The 17828-nt window shown below is 62.7% G+C and carries 17 protein-coding genes; 7 read left to right on the top strand and 10 right to left on the bottom strand.

Going from position 1 to position 17828, the window contains the following annotated elements; all coding sequences use genetic code 11:
* Positions 1–210: 210 nt before the first annotated feature.
* Together CKW29_RS02160 and CKW29_RS02155 are read left to right on the top strand one after the other, a co-directional pair.
* Positions 211–1341 (top strand): sensor domain-containing diguanylate cyclase, encoded by a 1131-nt coding sequence (locus CKW29_RS02160; protein ID WP_095147834.1) that lies wholly within the window; start codon positions 211–213, stop codon positions 1339–1341.
* Positions 1342–1463: 122 nt separating this feature from the next.
* The gene (locus CKW29_RS02155; protein ID WP_095144431.1) at positions 1464–1802 is read left to right on the top strand and encodes an FKBP-type peptidyl-prolyl cis-trans isomerase; all 339 of its coding nucleotides are present in this window, start codon (positions 1464–1466) and stop codon (positions 1800–1802) included.
* A gap of 21 nt (positions 1803–1823) precedes the next feature.
* On the opposite strand, the gene CKW29_RS02150 is transcribed toward CKW29_RS02155, so the two are convergent.
* Positions 1824–2942, bottom strand: a complete 1119-nt coding sequence (locus CKW29_RS02150; protein ID WP_095144430.1) for a cytochrome P450 — start codon at positions 2940–2942, stop codon at positions 1824–1826.
* Positions 2943–3022: 80 nt separating this feature from the next.
* Between CKW29_RS02150 and CKW29_RS02145 the strand changes: the two genes are divergently transcribed.
* Entirely contained in the window at positions 3023–3796 is a 774-nt protein-coding gene (locus tag CKW29_RS02145) for a helix-turn-helix transcriptional regulator (protein ID WP_095144429.1), read from the top strand.
* On the opposite strand, the gene CKW29_RS02140 is transcribed toward CKW29_RS02145, so the two are convergent.
* Positions 3793–4401: a LysE family translocator gene (locus tag CKW29_RS02140; protein ID WP_095144428.1), complete on the bottom strand. Its 609-nt coding sequence runs from the start codon at positions 4399–4401 to the stop codon at positions 3793–3795. The two genes, CKW29_RS02145 and CKW29_RS02140, sit on opposite strands and share 4 nt — an antisense overlap.
* A 105-nt stretch (positions 4402–4506) precedes the next feature.
* Between CKW29_RS02140 and CKW29_RS02135 the strand changes: the two genes are divergently transcribed.
* On the top strand, positions 4507–5394 hold the full coding sequence (locus tag CKW29_RS02135) for a LysR substrate-binding domain-containing protein (protein ID WP_095144427.1): 888 nt from the start codon (positions 4507–4509) through the stop codon (positions 5392–5394).
* A gap of 71 nt (positions 5395–5465) precedes the next feature.
* Here the strand turns inward: CKW29_RS02135 and CKW29_RS02130 are convergent, their stop codons facing one another.
* The 5 genes from CKW29_RS02130 to CKW29_RS02110 all read right to left on the bottom strand — a co-directional run bounded on the left by CKW29_RS02130 (position 5466) and on the right by CKW29_RS02110 (position 11667).
* Complete coding sequence (locus tag CKW29_RS02130) at positions 5466–6485, bottom strand: branched-chain amino acid aminotransferase (RefSeq protein WP_095144426.1); 1020 nt, start codon at positions 6483–6485, stop codon at positions 5466–5468.
* Between the two features lie 216 nt (positions 6486–6701).
* The gene (gene lpdA / locus CKW29_RS02125; protein WP_095147833.1) at positions 6702–8084 is read right to left on the bottom strand and encodes a dihydrolipoyl dehydrogenase; all 1383 of its coding nucleotides are present in this window, start codon (positions 8082–8084) and stop codon (positions 6702–6704) included.
* 3 nt (positions 8085–8087) lie between these two features.
* On the bottom strand, positions 8088–9371 hold the full coding sequence (locus CKW29_RS02120; RefSeq protein WP_095144424.1) for a dihydrolipoamide acetyltransferase family protein: 1284 nt from the start codon (positions 9369–9371) through the stop codon (positions 8088–8090).
* On the bottom strand, positions 9372–10430 hold the full coding sequence (locus tag CKW29_RS02115) for an alpha-ketoacid dehydrogenase subunit beta (protein WP_095079114.1): 1059 nt from the start codon (positions 10428–10430) through the stop codon (positions 9372–9374).
* 1 nt (position 10431) lies between these two features.
* A complete protein-coding gene (locus CKW29_RS02110) occupies positions 10432–11667 on the bottom strand; it encodes a 3-methyl-2-oxobutanoate dehydrogenase (2-methylpropanoyl-transferring) subunit alpha (protein WP_095079113.1) in 1236 nt (411 codons plus the stop codon).
* 185 nt (positions 11668–11852) lie between these two features.
* Here CKW29_RS02110 and bkdR point away from each other — a divergent pair, with 185 nt between their 5' ends.
* Positions 11853–12341 carry a Bkd operon transcriptional regulator BkdR gene (gene bkdR, locus CKW29_RS02105; RefSeq protein WP_095079112.1) on the top strand — a complete coding sequence of 163 codons (489 nt, stop codon included), beginning with the start codon at positions 11853–11855 and terminating at the stop codon, positions 12339–12341.
* Between the two features lie 30 nt (positions 12342–12371).
* Here the strand turns inward: bkdR and CKW29_RS02100 are convergent, their stop codons facing one another.
* Positions 12372–13235, bottom strand: a complete 864-nt coding sequence (locus CKW29_RS02100; RefSeq protein ID WP_095147832.1) for an MBL fold metallo-hydrolase — start codon at positions 13233–13235, stop codon at positions 12372–12374.
* Between the two features lie 161 nt (positions 13236–13396).
* On the opposite strand from CKW29_RS02100, the gene CKW29_RS02095 reads away from it, so the two are divergent.
* Positions 13397–14197 (top strand): sulfite exporter TauE/SafE family protein, encoded by an 801-nt coding sequence (locus CKW29_RS02095; RefSeq protein WP_095147831.1) that lies wholly within the window; start codon positions 13397–13399, stop codon positions 14195–14197.
* 110 nt (positions 14198–14307) lie between these two features.
* Entirely contained in the window at positions 14308–14928 is a 621-nt protein-coding gene (locus CKW29_RS02090; protein ID WP_095147830.1) for a TetR/AcrR family transcriptional regulator, read from the top strand.
* A gap of 171 nt (positions 14929–15099) precedes the next feature.
* On the opposite strand, the gene preA is transcribed toward CKW29_RS02090, so the two are convergent.
* The gene (gene preA / locus CKW29_RS02085; protein WP_095147829.1) at positions 15100–16374 is read right to left on the bottom strand and encodes an NAD-dependent dihydropyrimidine dehydrogenase subunit PreA; all 1275 of its coding nucleotides are present in this window, start codon (positions 16372–16374) and stop codon (positions 15100–15102) included.
* Entirely contained in the window at positions 16375–17742 is a 1368-nt protein-coding gene (locus CKW29_RS02080; RefSeq protein ID WP_177452370.1) for an NAD(P)-dependent oxidoreductase, read from the bottom strand.
* Between the last annotated feature and the right edge of the window lie 86 nt (positions 17743–17828).

Genomic DNA, 17828 nt, shown 5'->3' with positions numbered 1-17828 from the left:
GGATCACTCCTGGATTCTCGACATTTGAATGCACGGCGCTAGCGCCGTCATGTTCGACGCGCAGTGTAAGGGTGTGGCGCATCGGGTGCATCCGTGGATAAGGCGCAGTGCCCGGCAAACATCAGAGTGTACCGCCATGGAGAGGCTGGATTAACATAACCAACCGCCACTACTGGTCAGGATCGCAATCGCTATGACGGCAACTTATCAATGATCCCGATGTGGCTTGGTCTCTGCGCCGTAGGGGTGATCGTTGTCTTGATCGCCGTTCTGATCGTTCGTGAGCGCCGCTGGCGTCAACTCACGGCGCACTACCGCGCCATGCCTGAAGGGTTGCCCGTGCGACCCGTCATGGTGGAGGAGCCCGCGCCCACGGAGCTGGACGACGTCGAACGCTTCAAGCGCAGCCAGTACTTCGCCCGCATCGGCACTTGGGACTGGGATGTCGACACCGAAAAACTCTATTGGTCCGATGCCATCTACGGCATGTTTGGCTTCAAGGTGGGTGAGGTAGTGCCCAGCTATCAATTGTTCTGTTCCTGCGTGCACCCCGATGATCGGGAGCGGGTACGCGCCGGCGAGTTACGGTGCCTGGCAACGGGGGAAAACCATGACGAAGAGTACCGGGTGGTCTGGCCGGACGGCAGCGTCCACTGGCTACGGGAAACCGGCAATGTGGTCAAGACGCCGGAGCAGTCCATTGTGAAAATGATGGGGGTGGTGCGTGACATCACCGACGAAAAAGCCAGTGCCAGCCAGTTGCAACGCCTGGCGCACTTCGACCGGTTGACGGGGCTGCCCAACCGCCTGGTACTGGAGCAACGCCTGGCCAGTGCGCTGGAGCAGGCGCGCCTGAATGCCACGCGGGTGATGCTGGTATTTGTCGACCTCAATGGGTTCAAGGCGATCAACGACGCTTTCGGACACGCGGCCGGTGACCAGGTGCTGGCGACCACGGCCAGTCGCCTGAAAAATATCATGCGGGCCAGTGACACCGTCGCGCGGATCGGCGGCGATGAATTCGTGGTCATCCTCGAAGGCTTGCCTCAAGGCAAGAGCCTGGAGGAAGAGGCCCGCAGTATCTGCCAGAAAATCTTCAGCGAGCTTTCCCCGTCGATCAACGTCGGCAAGGCGCATCGACAGATTGGCACCAGCCTCGGGGTCGCGGTGTTCCCCGACCATGCCTCGAGCATGGACACGCTGCTACACATCGCCGATCTGGCGATGTATGAAGCCAAGCGCAGTGGCAACAATCAGTACCGACTGGGGCGGCAGTCGGCAAGCTGGCCCACAGGAACTGCGCCCGACGGTGGCATAGCCGTGAAGCTGGCACAGTCATAGCACCCGATACTGGCAACCGGCTGCGGATGGGCAAGGGTACATGAGGTTGCCAACCGGCCAGTTTTCTGGGAAAACCCTGCCCCTCAACGCCCGGTCGGGCCAGCGAACAGACGAGAGCGGTAATGAACGACGAATTACAAGTCATCGACCTTGAAGTGGGTACCGGCAAAGCCGCGGTAAAAGGCGCCCTGATCACCACCCAATACCGTGGCTGCCTGGAGGATGGCAGTGAATTCGATTCCTCCTGGTCTCGCGGCAAGCCGTTCCAGTGCGTGATCGGTACCGGCCGGGTGATCAAGGGCTGGGACCAGGGCATCATCGGCATGCAGGTCGGCGGCAAGCGCAAACTGTTGGTGCCGGCGCACCTGGCCTATGGCGAACGGACGATGGGCGCCATCCCGGCCAACTCGAACCTGGTGTTCGAGATTGAGTTGCTGGAAGTGTTGACCCGCGACGATTGACGGCCGTCATCAGTGGGCCGGCTAGCGCTCACTGAACAACGGGATACGCCCGTTCAGTGAAGGGCGGTAGGACCAGGTCAATCGGTCCCGAGCAATATCCTGCCGCAGGAGCTCACCGACGGTGCTGCTGGCGATGTGCAAGGCCAATTGTTGGCCCGGGCATTGGTGGTGGCCGGCGCCAAAGGTGAAGCTGCGCCGCTGCGGGCGCTCAAGGATCAAGGTGTCCGGCTGGTCGTTGAGTTGCGGGTCGCGATTGGCCGAGGCCAGCAGCACCAGAAGGGTATCGCCGGGGTTGAGGCTCACGCCCTCGATCTCGCACGGGGCTGCGACAAAACGTCGAGTGTTCTGTACGGGCGGGTCAAAGCGCTGGACTTCCGTCAACAGATCGTCGATTCGCCCGGGGTCGCGCCGCATTTCACGCTCAAGCGCCGGGTTGCGAATCAGCGCCAGCACCGCGTTGCCGATCAACCCGGCGCTGGCCTCATAGGTTTGAGAGAACAGGCCGATGAGGTTGGCGAGCAGGGTGTCGCGCTCGCTCAGGCGCAGGGCAATACCTTCCAGCAAAGGGCTTTGGCCGTCATCGGCGTTCAGGCGTGTGCTGAAGTAATCGCTCAAGTGTTCGGCGGCCCGGTGGGCCGTGTCCAGTTGTTCGGGTGTGCTCAGGGGCGACAGGCAGGCGACGAAATCGGCGGTCAGTTGGCTGAGTATCCGGCCTTCGCTTGCCGTGAAGCCGAGCAATGCGGCAACCACCCACACCGGGCCCGTGAACATGGCCTCGTGCAGCCCGTCAGCGGTTGGAGTGATCGAACGGGTGCGGAGCAGATCACGGACGCGGGCGCTGTCGATGATCTCCAGCCCCGGTGCAATGGCGGATCGAGGGCAACGCTGGCGTTCACCGTCGTTCATCCGCATCAACAGGCCGAACACTTTACCCGCCGCGCCCTGTGCGATGGCATTGGGCACCGGTTCGTGGGCCGGACGAACCCTGCAATCGGGATGGGCCAGTACGGCCGCGACGGCCTCGGCGCTGCTGGCCACCCACAGGCGCAGGCCTGGATCGAAGGACAAGCCGCCGGCAGCCCGAAGGCTGGCGTAGTAAGGGTAGGGGGCGGCGTGGGTCGCGGCGGTGATCGGGTCCATGAAGCGCTGCCTTATTCGTCGTGGAAAGTGTTGCTATTCTCTGCGGTTCGACAGGGCGACGATTCGTCCGGGAGCGAAATATGAGCGTATCGAACACAGAGCAACATGACGTCGGCGTCTCGCAGGTCGCCGCCGCGATTGCCGAGCCTGCCAGGACAAAAATCCTGTGCTCGTTGATGGACGGCCACGCCCGCACCAGCACTGAGCTGGCGAGCATTGCCCAGGTCAGCGCGTCCACGGCCAGCGCCCACCTGACCAGGCTCAAGGAACTGGCGTTGGTGCGTCTGCACGTCCAGGGTCGCCATCGTTACTACAGTCTTGCGGACCAGCGCGTCGCCCAGGCACTGGAAGCGCTGATGGTGATCGGCCAGAACGCAACGCCAACCTTCACCCCGCGCACCCCGGATCGCCTGCAATTCGCCCGGACCTGCTACGACCACATGGCGGGTACGCTGGCGGTCTTGCTGCACGACCGGATGTTCGAGGCCGGGTGGTTGTTGGTGACCGATCAGCAGGCGTATCGGTTGAGCGACAGCGGCGAGGCGTTGTTTGAAGGGCTGGGGGCCGAGGTCAAGGACTTGAGCACATTGCGCCGGCGTTTTGCCTGTCCGTGCCTGGACTGGAGCATGCGTCGCCCCCATCTGGGCGGCGCATTGGGGGCGGCCTTGCTGACGATCGCGATCAAGCGCAAATGGGTCACTCAGGACCTGGACAGCCGGGCGCTGGCGTTGACAGCGACGGGGCGCAAGGAAATCAGCCGCCGGTTCGCGATCAAACTGCCGGTCCAGTTACCGACAGCCCCCCACACGTCCTCCCACACCAGACGCCGAACGATCGCCAGCCCTGCGCCTTAACGGCTGGCCGAGGCCATCAGTACGCCGAAGCCGGCAAAGGTCACGCCCGAGACTTTTGCCGCCAGCCAGGAACCCTTCGGGCTCGACAACCAGCCCTTGGCGGCATTGGCGAGCAGCGCATAGCTGCCATGGACCAGGATCACCAGCACTGCGTAGGAGCTGACCAGCTTGAAGAACTGGGTGTAGAAGTGCGCGGAGGTGTCGATGAACTGCGGAAACACCGCCAGGAAGAAAAACACCGCCTTGGGGTTCAACAACTGGATCGAGGCCGCTTCGATGAAGCGATAGCCGGGGCTTGCGGCGGGTGTTTCCAACAGTGCGCTGAAACGGTCCGAGCGCCAGCTTTTGTAGCCCAGGTACAGCAGGTAGGCGGCGCCTGCGTATTTCAATGCGGTGAAGGCGTGAGCCGAGGTGGCGAGTATCAGGCCGACGCTGGTGGCACTGATGGCCGCGACCACAAACGCCCCCGAGGCGATCCCCAGAATCCCGGGCAGTGCGCCGGCCCAGCCGTGGCGCAGGGCGTTGGACAGCGTCAGGATCACACCAGGCCCGGGGCTCAAAATGGTCAGGGTGGCGAAAAGTAAAAAGAGTCCGTAGCTGTTCATGTCTTGCTCCGACGGGGGGCGCTGGCTGTGTGCCGGCAGATTGGCGTGGTGACGAGGGCATGACAAACGCTTTAAATGCAGCGCATATGTGACAAAATTAGACCCATGATAAATTCACTCCCTCCCCTGAACGCTGTCCGCGCCTTTGTCGTTGCGGCTCGCCACCAGAGTTTCAGCCTGGCTGCCGAGGAACTGCATGTCAGCCACAGCGCTGTCAGCCGGCATATCAAACGGCTTGAAGAGCACCTGGGCGTGCTGCTGTTCGAGCGGCGTATCCGCCAATCGCTGCTGACCCCGGCCGGCCAGCGCTTCTATGAGCAGGTCAGCGCCGGGCTGGTGCAGATTGCCGAGGCCGCCGCCACGCTGAAACAGCAGGCCGCGCAGCCGACGGTGAAGATCAACGTCCGTCCGTCCTTCGCCATGCTGTGGCTGGCACCCCGGCTTGCGGATTTCACCGCGCAACATCCGCAGATCACACTGCAGGTCATGACCCAGACCCAGGCACCTGACCCTGCGCGCGACGGGTTCGACATTGTCATTCGTCGCGGTCGTGATGACTGGGCGCCGAGTATCGAGGCGCACAGCCTGTTTGCCGATGAGTTGGTGCTGGTTGCCGCGCCCTCGCTGCTGGCGCGCCTGGCGCTGGATGACCTCGACGCCTTGGGTCGGCACACGCTGCTGATCGCCAAGGCGCGCCGCGAAGACTGGCACCATTGGGCCCTGCATGTTGGTCAGCCACCGGCAGCCACCCAGTTGACCCGGCAGTTCGATCACATGCACCTGGTGCTTGACGCCGTCGTGGCGGGGCAGGGCATTGCCTTGTGCCCGACGTCCCTGCTGGGCACCCACCTGTCGAGCGGACGCCTGGTCTGCCCGCTGCCCGGGCTGCGCATGCCGTTGCCGCGTTATTACTACGGGGTTGCGCCGCACGCCAGCGCGCACACGCGGGTCTTTGTGGAGTGGTTGCTGGCCCAGGGCGGCATGGCACTGTAGGTGCCGCTGCATAAAAAAACCCACCCGACGCTTTCGCGAAGGGTGGGCTTTTCAGTGCCGGGGGGCGTTGATCAGACCTTGACGATCCAGCCCGCTGGCGCTTCGATGTCGCCGGTTTGCACGCCGGTCAGCTCTTTGTAGAGCTTCTGGGTGATCGGGCCGACTTCGGTTTCGCTGTGGAACACGTGCAGGTGGTCGTTGTAGCTGATCCCGCCGATTGGCGTGATCACGGCAGCAGTACCGCAGGCACCGGCTTCCTTGAAGTCCGACAGCTTGTCGATGAACACGTCGCCTTCGACCACTTCCAGGCCCAGGCGGGTCTTGGCCAGCTCGATCAGCGACAGACGGGTGATACCCGGCAGCACCGATGGGGATTTCGGCGTGACGAAGGTGTCGTCGTGGGTGATACCAAAGAAGTTGGCGGAGCCGACTTCTTCGATTTTCGAGTGAGTCATCGGGTCCAGGTAGATGCAGTCGGCGTAGTGCGCCTTCTTGGCCTGGGAGCCAGGCATCAGGCTGGCGGCGTAGTTGCCACCGACCTTGGCCGCGCCGGTGCCCTGTGGGGCAGCACGGTCATAGCTGGAGATCAGGAAGTTATGCGGGGTCAGGCCACCCTTGAAGTAGGCGCCGACCGGGATGCAGAAGATCGAGAAGATGAACTCGGGGGCGGTGCGCACGCCGATGTTGTCACCCACGCCGATCACGAACGGACGCAGGTACAGCGCGCCGCCGGTGCCGTACGGCGGAATGAAGCGCTCGTTGGCGCGGACCACGGCCTTGCAGGCCTCGACGAACTGCTCGGTGTCTACCTGTGGCATCAGCAGGCGGGCGCAGCTGCGCTGCATGCGCAGGGCATTCTGGTCCGGACGGAACAGGTTGATCGAGCCGTCCTTGCAGCGATAGGCCTTCAGGCCTTCGAAGCATTGCTGACCGTAGTGCAGGGCGGTCGAGCCTTCGCTGATGTGCAGCACGTTATCTTCGGTCAGGGTGCCTGCGTCCCACTCGCCATTACGCCAGTGCGACAGATAACGCTTGTCTGTCTTGATGTAGTCAAAGCCCAGCTTGTCCCAATTGATGCTCTCGTTACCCATGACACCCTCTATCACTTAACAATCGCCTGAACGGTTCAAGGCTTCTGGCGTTTTACTGGATGGGCACAACAATACTTCATTCCGGGGTGGTTTCGCAGCCCGGACGATGGAGGGATTGGCAAAAGTCGTCGCTTGCTCACTCAATCCCTGCCGATATCGCTCTTTTTACCCCTTTGTGGCGAGGGAGCAAGCTCCCTCGCCACAGGGGATGCACGGTTACAGGTGCAGCGCATGCCCCAAGGCACGCAGCGCCGCTTCCTGCACCGCTTCACCCAGGGTCGGATGCGCGTGGATGGTGCCGGCGATGTCTTCCAGGCGCGCGCCCATTTCCAGGGACTGGCCGAATGCGGTGGACAGCTCGGACACGCCGACGCCCACGGCTTGCCAGCCAACAATCAGATGATTGTCACGTCGCGCCACCACCCGCACGAAGCCGCTTTTCGATTCCAGGGTCATCGCTCGGCCGTTGGCCGCGAACGGGAAGTTCGACACGATGCAGTCCAGGCCTGAGGCCTTGGCTTCGTCCGGGGTCTTGCCGACCACCACCAGTTCCGGGTCGGTAAAGCACACGGCGGCGATGGCGGCAGGGTTGAACTCGCGCTGTTTGCCCGAAATCAGTTCGGCGACCATTTCACCTTGCGCCATGGCACGGTGGGCCAGCATCGGCTCGCCGCTCAGGTCGCCGATGGCGTAGACGTTGCGCATGCTGGTCTGGCAGCGGTTGTCGATCTTGATCGACGAACCATTCATGTCCAGGTTCAGCGCTTCAAGGTTCCAACCCTGAGTATTCGGTTTACGGCCCACGGCCACCAGCACCTGATCGGTTTCCAGGCTCAGGGTGTCGCCATTCGGGTCCATGACTTGCAAGGTGTTTGATTTAGAATCAAAGGCTTGCACGCTATGCTTCAAGTAAAGCTTCACGCCAAGCTTCTTCAGTTCTTCGTGTACTGGTTGCGTCAATTCGGCGTCGTAGGCTGGCAGGATGCGCTCCTGGGCTTCAACCACGCTGACCTCGGCACCGAGCTTGCGGTAGGCAATCCCCAGCTCCAGGCCGATATAGCCGCCGCCGACCACGATCAGGCGCTTGGGCACGCTGTTCGGCGCCAGGGCTTCGGTGGAGGAGATGACTGCTCCGCCGATTGGCAGCATCGGCAGGTTGACGCTGGTCGAACCGGTGGCGAGCACCAGGTGCTCGCACTGGATGCGGGTGTCGCCGACGTCCACGGTTTTGCCGTCGATGACCTTGGCCCAGCCTTGAATCACCTGGACTTTGTTCTTTTTCAGCAGGGCCGCGACGCCGGTGGTCAGGCGATCGACGATGCCGTCCTTCCACTCGACGCTCTTGCCGATGTCCAGGGTTGGCGCCGAGACGTTGATGCCCAGGGCCGAATGCTGGCTGTGGTGCCGGGTCTGGTGGAACTGCTCGGCGACATGGATCAGCGCCTTGGACGGAATGCAGCCTATATTCAGGCAGGTGCCGCCCAGTGCCTGGCCTTCCACGACAATGGTGTTGATGCCCAGCTGGCCCGCGCGGATTGCTGTCACATAACCGCCAGGGCCGCCGCCGATGATCAGCAGCGTGGTGTTCAGAGTCTGCATTCTTTACTCCATAAACAGCGTGGCGGGTTGTTCGAGCAGAGCGCGGATGGCCTGGATGAAGAGCGCCGCGTCCATGCCGTCGACCACCCGGTGATCGAAGGAGCTGGAGAGGTTCATCATCTTGCGGATCACCACCTGGCCCTTGATCACCATCGGCCGCTCAACGATCTTGTTGACGCCGACGATGGCCACTTCCGGCAGGTTCAGCACCGGGGTGCTGACGATGCCGCCCAGGGCGCCCAGGCTGGTCAGGGTGATGGTCGAGCCGGACAACTCGTCACGGCCGGCCTTGCCGGTGCGTGCGGCGGTGGCCAGGCGGGCGATTTCCGCGGCGCTGTCCCACAGGTTGCGCGCTTCGGCGTGCCGCACCACAGGCACCATCAAGCCGATGTCGGCTTGAGTGGCGATGCCCACATGCACGGCGCCGAGGCGGGTGATGACCTGGGCTTCGTCGTCGTAACGGGCGTTGATCTGCGGGAAGTCACGCAGGGCAACGACCATGGCGCGCACCAGGAACGGCAGCAAGGTCAGCTTGCCGCGGGTGGCACCGTGTTTTTCATTCAGGTGCGCACGCAGCTCTTCCACCGCGGTGACGTCGATTTCCTCGACATAACTGAAATGCGCCGCGCGCTGGGTGGCGTCCTGCATGCGTTGGGCGATCTTGCGGCGCATGCCGATGACCGGGATCTGCTCTTCGTCATGGCGTTCGCTGTAGGCAGCGCCGGCAGCGGGTTTGGCCGAAGGACCTTGTGTCAGGTAGGCCTCAAGGTCCTCGTGCAGAATACGTCCAGCGGGACCTGTGCCCTGAACCAGGCGTAGTTGAATGCCGGCGTCCAGTGCGTGCTTACGCACGGCTGGTGATGCCAGCGGACGTTCGTTGGCTTCGCGAGCCACTGGCGCCTGGGGCGCTGGGCGGCAGGTCGGTGCCGGTTTGCTGGCGACCACGGTTTCGACCTTGGGGGCCGGCGCGGGCGCGGCTTTCGGTGCCTCGGCTTTGACTTCGGCAACGGCGGCCGGCTGCGCGGACTCTTTGTAGTTGCCCGCGCCTTCGACTTCGATGCTGATCAAGATGCTGCCAACGGCCATGACTTCACCGGGCACACCGCCCAGGGAGATCACCTTGCCGTGCACCGGCGACGGGATGTCGACCATCGCCTTGTCGGTCATCACATCGGCCAGTAGCTGGTCTTCGACCACCATGTCGCCGACCTTGACGTGCCAGGCCGACAGTTCAACTTCTGCAATGCCTTCGCCAATGTCCGGCATTTTAATAACGTGCGTGCCCATTCAGACCTCCATGACCCGTTTCAAAGCCGCGCCCACACGGGACGGGCCAGGGAAATACGCCCACTCTTGCGCGTGGGGGTAGGGGGTGTCCCAACCGGTCACGCGTTCGATTGGCGCTTCCAGGTAGTGGAAGCAGTGTTCCTGCACCAGCGACACCAGTTCGGCGCCAAAACCGCAGGTCCGGGTGGCTTCGTGGACGACCACGCAGCGTCCGGTTTTTTTCACCGATTTGACGATGGTGTCCAGGTCCAGCGGCCACAGGCTGCGCAGGTCGATGACTTCGGCGTCGATGCCGGTTTCTTCGGCGGCGACTTGCGACACATACACCGTGGTGCCGTAGGTCAGGACGGTGACGGCCGAGCCCGGGCGGGTGATGGCGGCGACGTCCAGTGGGACGGTGTAGTAACCATCCGGCACTTGGGCGGCAGGGTGTTTCGACCACGGCGTTACCGGGCGGTCGTGGTGGCCGTCGAACGGGCCGTTGTACAGGCGTTTTGGCTCAAGGAAGATCACCGGGTCATCGTTTTCGATGGCGGCGATCAGCAGGCCCTTGGCGTCGTAGGGGTTGGACGGCATGACCGTGCGCAGGCCGCAGACCTGGGTGAACATCGCTTCGATGCTCTGGCTGTGGGTCTGGCCACCGTAGATGCCACCGCCGCACGGCATGCGCAGGGTCATCGGGGCGGTGAACTCGCCAGCCGAACGATAACGCAGGCGCGCGGCTTCGGAGATGATCTGGTCCGACGCCGGGTAGACATAGTCGGCGAACTGGATCTCGGCCACCGGACGCAGGCCGTAGGCACCCATGCCCACCGCCACGCCGACGATGCCGCTTTCCGAGATCGGCGCGTCGAACACCCGCGAGGTGCCGTACTTGTTCTGCAAGCCTTCGGTGCAACGGAACACACCGCCGAAGTAACCGACGTCCTGGCCGAACACCACGACGTCGTCGTCGCGCTCGAGCATCACGTCCATGGCCGAGCGCAGGGCCTGGATCATGGTCATGGTGGTGGTGGTCATGGCGGTATCCAACTCAATAGTGTTGTTGTGATCGTTCATGTCAGATCCCCAACTCTTGGCGCTGGCGCTTCAAGTGCTCTGGCATCTCTTTGTAGACGTCTTCGAACATGGTCGCGGCGCTCGGGATCTGGCCACCGGCGAGGGTGCCGTACTGCTCGGCTTCTTTCTGCGCGGCAATCACCTGGGCCTCGAGTTCGGCGCTCAGGGCTACATGTTCCTCTTCGGACCACTGGCCGATCTTCACCAGGTGCTGCTTGAGGCGCGCGATCGGGTCGCCCAGCGGGAAGTGGCTCCAGTCATCGGCAGGACGGTACTTGGACGGGTCATCCGACGTCGAGTGCGGGCCTGCACGGTAGGTGACCCACTCGATCATGGTCGGGCCGAGGTTGCGGCGGGCGCGTTCGGCGGCCCAGGCGGAGGCGGCGTACACCGCGATGAAATCGTTGCCGTCGACCCGCAGGGAGGCGATGCCGCAGCCTACGCCACGACCGGCAAAGGTGGTGGCTTCACCACCGGCGATGGCCTGGAAGGTGGAGATGGCCCACTGGTTGTTGACCACGTTGAGGATCACCGGCGCACGGTACACGTGGGCAAAGGTCAGGGCGGTGTGGAAGTCCGACTCGGCGGTGGCGCCGTCGCCGATCCATGCCGAGGCAATCTTGGTATCGCCCTTGATGGCGGAGGCCATGCCCCAGCCCACTGCCTGGATGAACTGGGTGGCGAGGTTACCGGAAATGGTGAAGAAACCGGCTTCCTTGACCGAGTACATGATCGGCAACTGACGGCCCTTGAGCGGATCGCGCTCGTTGGACAGCAGCTGGCAAATCAGGTCCACCAGCGGCACGTCGCGGGCCATCAGGATGCTTTGCTGGCGGTAGGTGGGGAAGCACATGTCGTCGATGTTCAAGGCCAGGGCCTGGGCGCTGCCGATGGCTTCTTCGCCAAGGCTCTGCATGTAGAACGACATTTTTTTCTGACGTTGGGCGACGACCATGCGGTTGTCGTAGATCCGCGTCTTGAGCATGGCGCGCATGCCTTGGCGCAGAATCTCCACCGGCACGCCTTCGGCCCATGGGCCCAGGGCATTGCCCTGGTCGTCGAGCACGCGAATCAGGCCGCGGGCAAGGTCTGCGGTGTCGGCGGGTTCAACGTCGATTGGGGGTTTGCGCACCGTGCCGGCATCGGTCAGGTGCAGGTAGGAGAAGTCGGTTTTGCAGCCGGGACGGCCCGAAGGTTCGGGAACGTGCAGGCGCAGCGGTTCGTACGCTTGGTTCATGGCTTCTACGCTCGATCTTGTGAATTTCTTGTAGTGAGCTGACGGTCATTCTTCGATAAAAGAAATCTTGTCCTACAACAATCATAGGCCGGCCCAAGAAGAATATTTCTCTCTGTTTCATTGCGCTTTAGGCTGTTTGAGGATAAAAAATCTGAATAAACATAAAAAACAGGTGGTTTTATCTCATGCGCAAGCTGGATCGTACGGATATCGGCATTCTCAACAGCCTTCAGGAGAACGCGCGCATCACCAATGCCGACCTCGCGCGTTCGGTGAATCTGTCGCCGACACCCTGTTTCAACCGGGTCAAGGCGATGGAGGAATTGGGCTTGATTCGCGAGCAGGTCACGCTGCTGGATGCCGACTTGCTAGGGCTGCACGTCAACGTGTTCATTCACGTCAGCCTGGAGAAACAGGTGGAGGAGGCCCTGGCGCAGTTCGAAGCGGCGATTGCCAACCGCCCGGAGGTGATGGAGTGCTATCTGATGGCCGGCGACCCGGACTACCTGATCCGGGTGCTGGTGCCGACCATTCAATCGTTGGAGCGCTTCATGATGGACTTTTTGACCAAGGTCCCGGGAGTGGCGAACATCCGGTCGAGTTTTGCGCTCAAGCAGGTGCGCTACAAGACGGCGTTGCCGTTGCCGGCCAATGGGTTGACCCTGGCCCTCTGAGTCGTTGTTGGCGCCAGTTTCCAGCGCCTCTCAGAACTGGTTGATCGGGATTTTCAGGTAGGTCACGCCGTTGTCTTCGGCGGGCGGCAGATTGCCCGCCCGCACGTTGATCTGTATTGCCGGCAGTAACAGCTTCGGCATGTCCAACCCGGCGTCACGCCGGGTGCGCATGGCGACGAACGTGGCTTCGTCGATGCCGTCGTGGATATGAATGTTGCGTTGGCGCTGTTCGCCCACCGTCGTTTGGCATTGCACCTCCCGGCCTTCAGGCGGGTAGTCGTGGCAGACATAGAGCCGCACGCAGGCGGGGAAGGCCAGCAGCCTGTGGATCGAGGCAAACAGTTGGTTGGCGTTGCCGCCGGGGAAGTCGCAACGGGCGGTACCCACGTCGGGCATGAACAAGGTGTCACCCACCAGGATCATATCGCTGTCGATCAGGTAAGCCATGTCCGCTGGTGTATGACCGGGAACATGCAGGGCCGTGGCCTTGAGTGTGCCGATCATGAACGATTCGTCTGCGGCAAACAGGTGATCGAACTGCGAACCGTCGATACGGAACTCCGGCTCAAGGTTGAACAAGCGCTTGAACACCCCCTGAACCTTGCTGATGGATTCGCCGATCGCGATCTTGCCACCCAGCTCGCGGCGCAGGTAAGGCGCGGCGGACAGGTGATCGGCATGGGCATGGGTTTCCAGCAGCCATTGCACCTGTAGCCGGTGCGCGCGCACGAAGGCGATCACGCGGTCGGCCTGGGTCGTTGCCGTTCGCCCGGCCGCCGGGTCGTAGTCGAGCACCGGATCGACGATGGCGCAGGCCCCGCCATCGTGGTCATAGATGACGTAGGTAAAGGTCGATGACGCGGGGTCGAAAAAAGCTTCAATCAAGGCGGGCATGGTGGGAGATTCATTCAGGACAAGCCTTGAGCGTAGTGGCATTTTCCCTGTGCTGACCAGCCCCCATGCAATTCAATGAAGGAAAAAAGCCTGCGGGGCTCTATCCTGTCAGGCATCGATACCGGGCGCTCCCGGCTTTTTACGCAGATCACGAGTGGTTTATGTTGCTGGCGAGTTTTTTTGGCGTGGTGATGGGGTTGTTGCTGGGGTTGACCGGTGCCGGTGGCGGTATTCTTGCGGTGCCGGCGTTGGTACTGGGGTTGGGCTGGACCATGACCCAGGCTGCTCCTGTCGCGTTGTTCGCGGTGGGCAGTGCCGCGGCGGTCGGCGCCATCGACGGTTTGCGCCACGGCCTGGTGCGTTACCGCGCGGCGCTGCTGATTGCCTTGCTGGGCGCGGTGTTTTCCCCGCTGGGTATCTACTTTGCCCATCAGTTACCGGAAAAAATCCTGATGATCCTGTTCAGCCTGCTGATGGTCATGGTGGCCTGGCGGATGTTGCGTCGCGAGCGCCGGGAGACGGGGCCGAGCGACCATGGCCACGCCAACTGGGGCCAGAAGAATTGCATGCTCGATCAACAGACCGGCCGCTTTTCCTGGACCGCCAAATGCACCGCGACCCTGGCCGCGCTTGGCGCGGTGACCGGTGTGGTGTCGGGGCTTCTGGGCGTGGGCGGCGGGTTTCTGATCGTCCCGGCGTTCAAGCAACTGACCGACGTCCAGATGCGCGGCATTGTCGCCACCTCCCTGATGGTGATCAGCCTGATCTCGGCGATCGGGGTGATTGGCGCCTTGCAGGCCGGCGTCAGGATCGATGGCCTGGGTGTCGCGTTCATTGGCGCCAGCATCGTCGGTATGGTGATTGGCCGTCGCCTGTGTGCCCGCGTGCCCGCCCGGGCGTTACAGGTGGGGTTTGCCAGCGTGTGCCTATTGGTGGCCGGCTACATGTTGCTCAAGGCGTAAGACGCGGCCGATGGTGATCGGAGCGGCGTAAGTCGACCGTTGCTGTGGGACGTTTCGTTTCGTCGGTGGCGAATGCTAGTCTTGATCCATGCCGCTGTCAGGGAGCCCTTATGGGCAATCACAAGATCGAGATCCGTCGCAGTAACGTCGATAAAATCCTGCTGGCCGCCGAAAAGGTCTTTGCCGAAAAAGGCTTCGGCGGCACGGCGATGGGCGACATTGCCAAGGAAGTGCAGTTGCCGCGCTCCAACCTGCATTACTACTTCAGCACCAAGACCGAACTCTATAGCGCGGTGCTCCTGGACTTGCTGGACGTGTGGAAGCAGGACGCGTTGTGCTTCGAAATGTTCGATGACCCCCGGGTGGTGCTCAGCAGCTACATCCGCGCCAAGATGAACCATTCCCGTAGCCGCCCCTACGGCTCGAAAGTCTGGGCCAATGAAATCATTCACGGCGCACCGACCCTGGGTGAAGCCCTGGATGCCAGCCTCTACGACTGGGCCAAGATGAAGGAGGCCAAGATTCGTCAGTGGGTGGAAGACAAACGCATCCTGCCGGTGGAGCCTTCCAGCCTGCTGTACATGATCTGGGCCTCGACCCAGCACTACGCCGACTTCGATCACCAGGTGAACATCCTCAACGACCATCAGCCGTTGTCGGACATGCAGTTCGAACGGGCGGTGCAGACGGTGACCGGTGTGATTTTGCGCGGGATCGGGCTGGAGCCGTAGTCGACCGCCAGGGTGGGAACGATCAGTTGCGCTTGAGGTTTGTGGTGTAGCTGTCGGCCTCATCGCGAGTAAGCGGAGCGCCGCCCGGCCCGCTCCCACAGGGATCTTGTGAACACTAGAGACCCTGTGTGGGAGCGGGCCGCGATGGCGTCCGGCAAGACCCCGCTGATTTCACCCGGCAACGTGGTACGGATTGCGCGGATCATGGTTCCAGTCCAGAAACGGCTTGCCATTGTCCACGGGCACCATCTCGATGCAGTCCTGCACCGGGCAGGTGATCTGGCACAGGTTGCAACCCACGCATTCGTCGTCGATCACTTCATATCGATGGGTCCCGTCGGCTTGTTTCAGGCTGGCCACGGCCTGGTGCGAGGTGTCTTCGCAGGCAATGTGGCAACGGCCGCAGCCGATGCAGGCCTCCTGGTCGATCCTGGCGATCACCTGGTAGTTGATGTCCAGGTACTTCCAGTCGGTGGTATTGCCCACCGCATGCCCGGCGAAGTCCTGCACGCGGGCATAGCCCCGGCTGTCCATCCAGCGCGACAGGCCATCCTTCATGTCCTCGACGATGCGAAAGCCATGCAGCATCGCTGCCGTGCACACCTGCACCGCGCCGCTGCCCAGGGCCATGAACTCGGCGGCGTCGCGCCAACTGCCGATGCCGCCGATGCCGCAGATGGGCAAGCCCTGGGTCTGCGGGTCGCGGGCGATCTCGGCGACCATGTTCAAGGCAATGGGTTTGACTGCCGAGCCGCAATAACCGCCATGGGTGCTCTGGGTGCCCACGATGGGCAGGGCCACCATGCGGTCGAGGTCGACGCTGGTGATCGAGTTGATGGTGTTGATCAGCGACACCGCATCGGCGCCGCCACGATGGGCGGCCCGGGCGGCGACCCGGATGTCGGTGATGTTCGGCGTGAGCTTGACGATCACCGGCAACGAGCAATAGGTCTTGCACCAGCGGGTGACCTGTTCGACATATTCCGGCACCTGACCCACGGCGGCCCCCATGCCGCGCTCCGGCATGCCGTGGGGGCAGCCGAAGTTCAGCTCGATGCCGTCGGCCCCCGTGGCCTCCACCAGCGGCAGGATGTTTTTCCACGACTCTTCGACGCAAGGCACCATCAGCGAGACGATCAAGGCGCGGTCCGGCCAGTCTTTCTTGACCTGGGTGATTTCCCGCAGGTTGATTTCCAGCGAGCGGTCGGTGATCAGCTCGATGTTGTTGATGCCCAGCACCTCGCGGTTGGCAGCAAAGTGCGCGGAGTAACGCGACGACACGTTGACCGCCGCCGGGTCTTCACCCAGGGTTTTCCAGACCACGCCGCCCCAGCCGGCCTCGAAGGCACGGACGACGTTGTAGGCTTTGTCGGTGGGCGGCGCGGAGGCCAGCCAGAAGGGATTGGGGGCCTTGATGCCGGCGAAGACAATCGAGAGATCGGCCATTTACGCAGCCTCCACAGTGGGCATGAGTCGGGCATGGATCGCTTGCGCGGCCAGCTTGCCGTGCTGGACCGCCTGTACGGTGAGGTCCTGGTCGAGGCTGGTGCAATCGCCGCCGGCATAGACCCCCGGGATGCTGGTACGCATCTGTTCGTCCACCAGAATCCGGTCACCCTGGCGTTTCAGTTCCCTGGCCAGCGGATCGCTCAACGTACTGTCGTCGAAGGTCTGGCCGATGGCCTTGAAGATCGCATCGGCGGCCAGTTCGAAGGTGTCCCCGGTGGTGATCAACCGACCCTTGTCCAGGCGCGTGCGGGCGAAGCGCATGCCGCGCACCTGGCCTTTATCGTCGAGCAAGACTTCCTCGGGTTGGGCCCAGGTCATCAGCCGCACCTGATTGGCCTTGGCGATGTCTTGCTCGTGGCCGGTGGCGCCCATGTCTTCGAGGCCGCGGCGGTACACCAGGTTGACGTCATGAGCCCCCAGGCGAGCCATTTGCACGGCCATGTCGATGGCCGTATTGCCGGCGCCCAGGACGATGCAATGCTCGGCCAGCGGCAGTTGGCTCAGGTCATCCGCCTGGCGCAGTTCACGAATGTAGTCGGTGGCGGCCAGCAACCCCGGAGCGTCTTCATGGGCCAGGCCCAGCTGTTTGCTGGCGGCCAGGCCGAGGCCGAGGAATACCGCATCGAATTGTTGCTGCAGTTCGCCGAGGCTCAGGTTATCGCCGAGCCTTTGCCCGTGGCGGATTTCGATGCCACCGATTTCCAGCAGAAAATCCAGCTCATGCTGGGCGAAGTCATCCACCAGCTTGTACTTGGCGATCCCGTATTCGTTGAGGCCACCGGCCTTTGCCCGGGCTTCGAAAATCACCACATCGTGGCCGTGCATCGCACAGCGGTGGGCGCAGGACAACCCGGCAGGCCCGGCACCCACCACGGCAATGCGTTTGCCGGTGAGCGCTGCACGCGTGAACGGGTGCTCGGTGAAATGGGCGTTATCGATGGCGTAGCGTTGCAGCAGGCCGATCAGCACCGGCGCACATTCCTCGGCGTTGTTGCGCACGCAGGCTTTCTGGCAAAGGATTTCCGTCGGGCAGACCCTGGCGCAACTGCCGCCGAGGATGTTCGCCGAGAGGATCTTTTGCGCCGCGCCCTGGACGTTTTCCTGATGAATGTTGCGGATGAACGAGGGGATGTCGATCTCGCTCGGGCAGGCGTTGACGCATGGGGCATCGTAGCAGTACAGGCACCGCGAGGCTTCCAGGTGAGCCTGGCGAGCATTGAGGGGGGGCGCCAGATCGGTGAAGTGGCCGGCGAGGGTGGCCCCGTCCTCCGGGGGATGGGGCAAGTGGCTCAGGGTCGGGATCACGGTATTGGCCTCACGGTTAATTGAGGAAGTGCCTCTGACGGGCATTGATGTTGTGTTGCCGGTGCCGGCCTCTTCGCGGGCAAGCC

The sequence above is a fragment of the Pseudomonas sp. Irchel s3a18 genome, assembly GCF_900187535.1.
Lineage (GTDB): Bacteria > Pseudomonadota > Gammaproteobacteria > Pseudomonadales > Pseudomonadaceae > Aquipseudomonas.
Note: the sequence above shows the minus strand (reverse complement) of the source record. Positions and strands in the feature narration are given on the sequence as shown.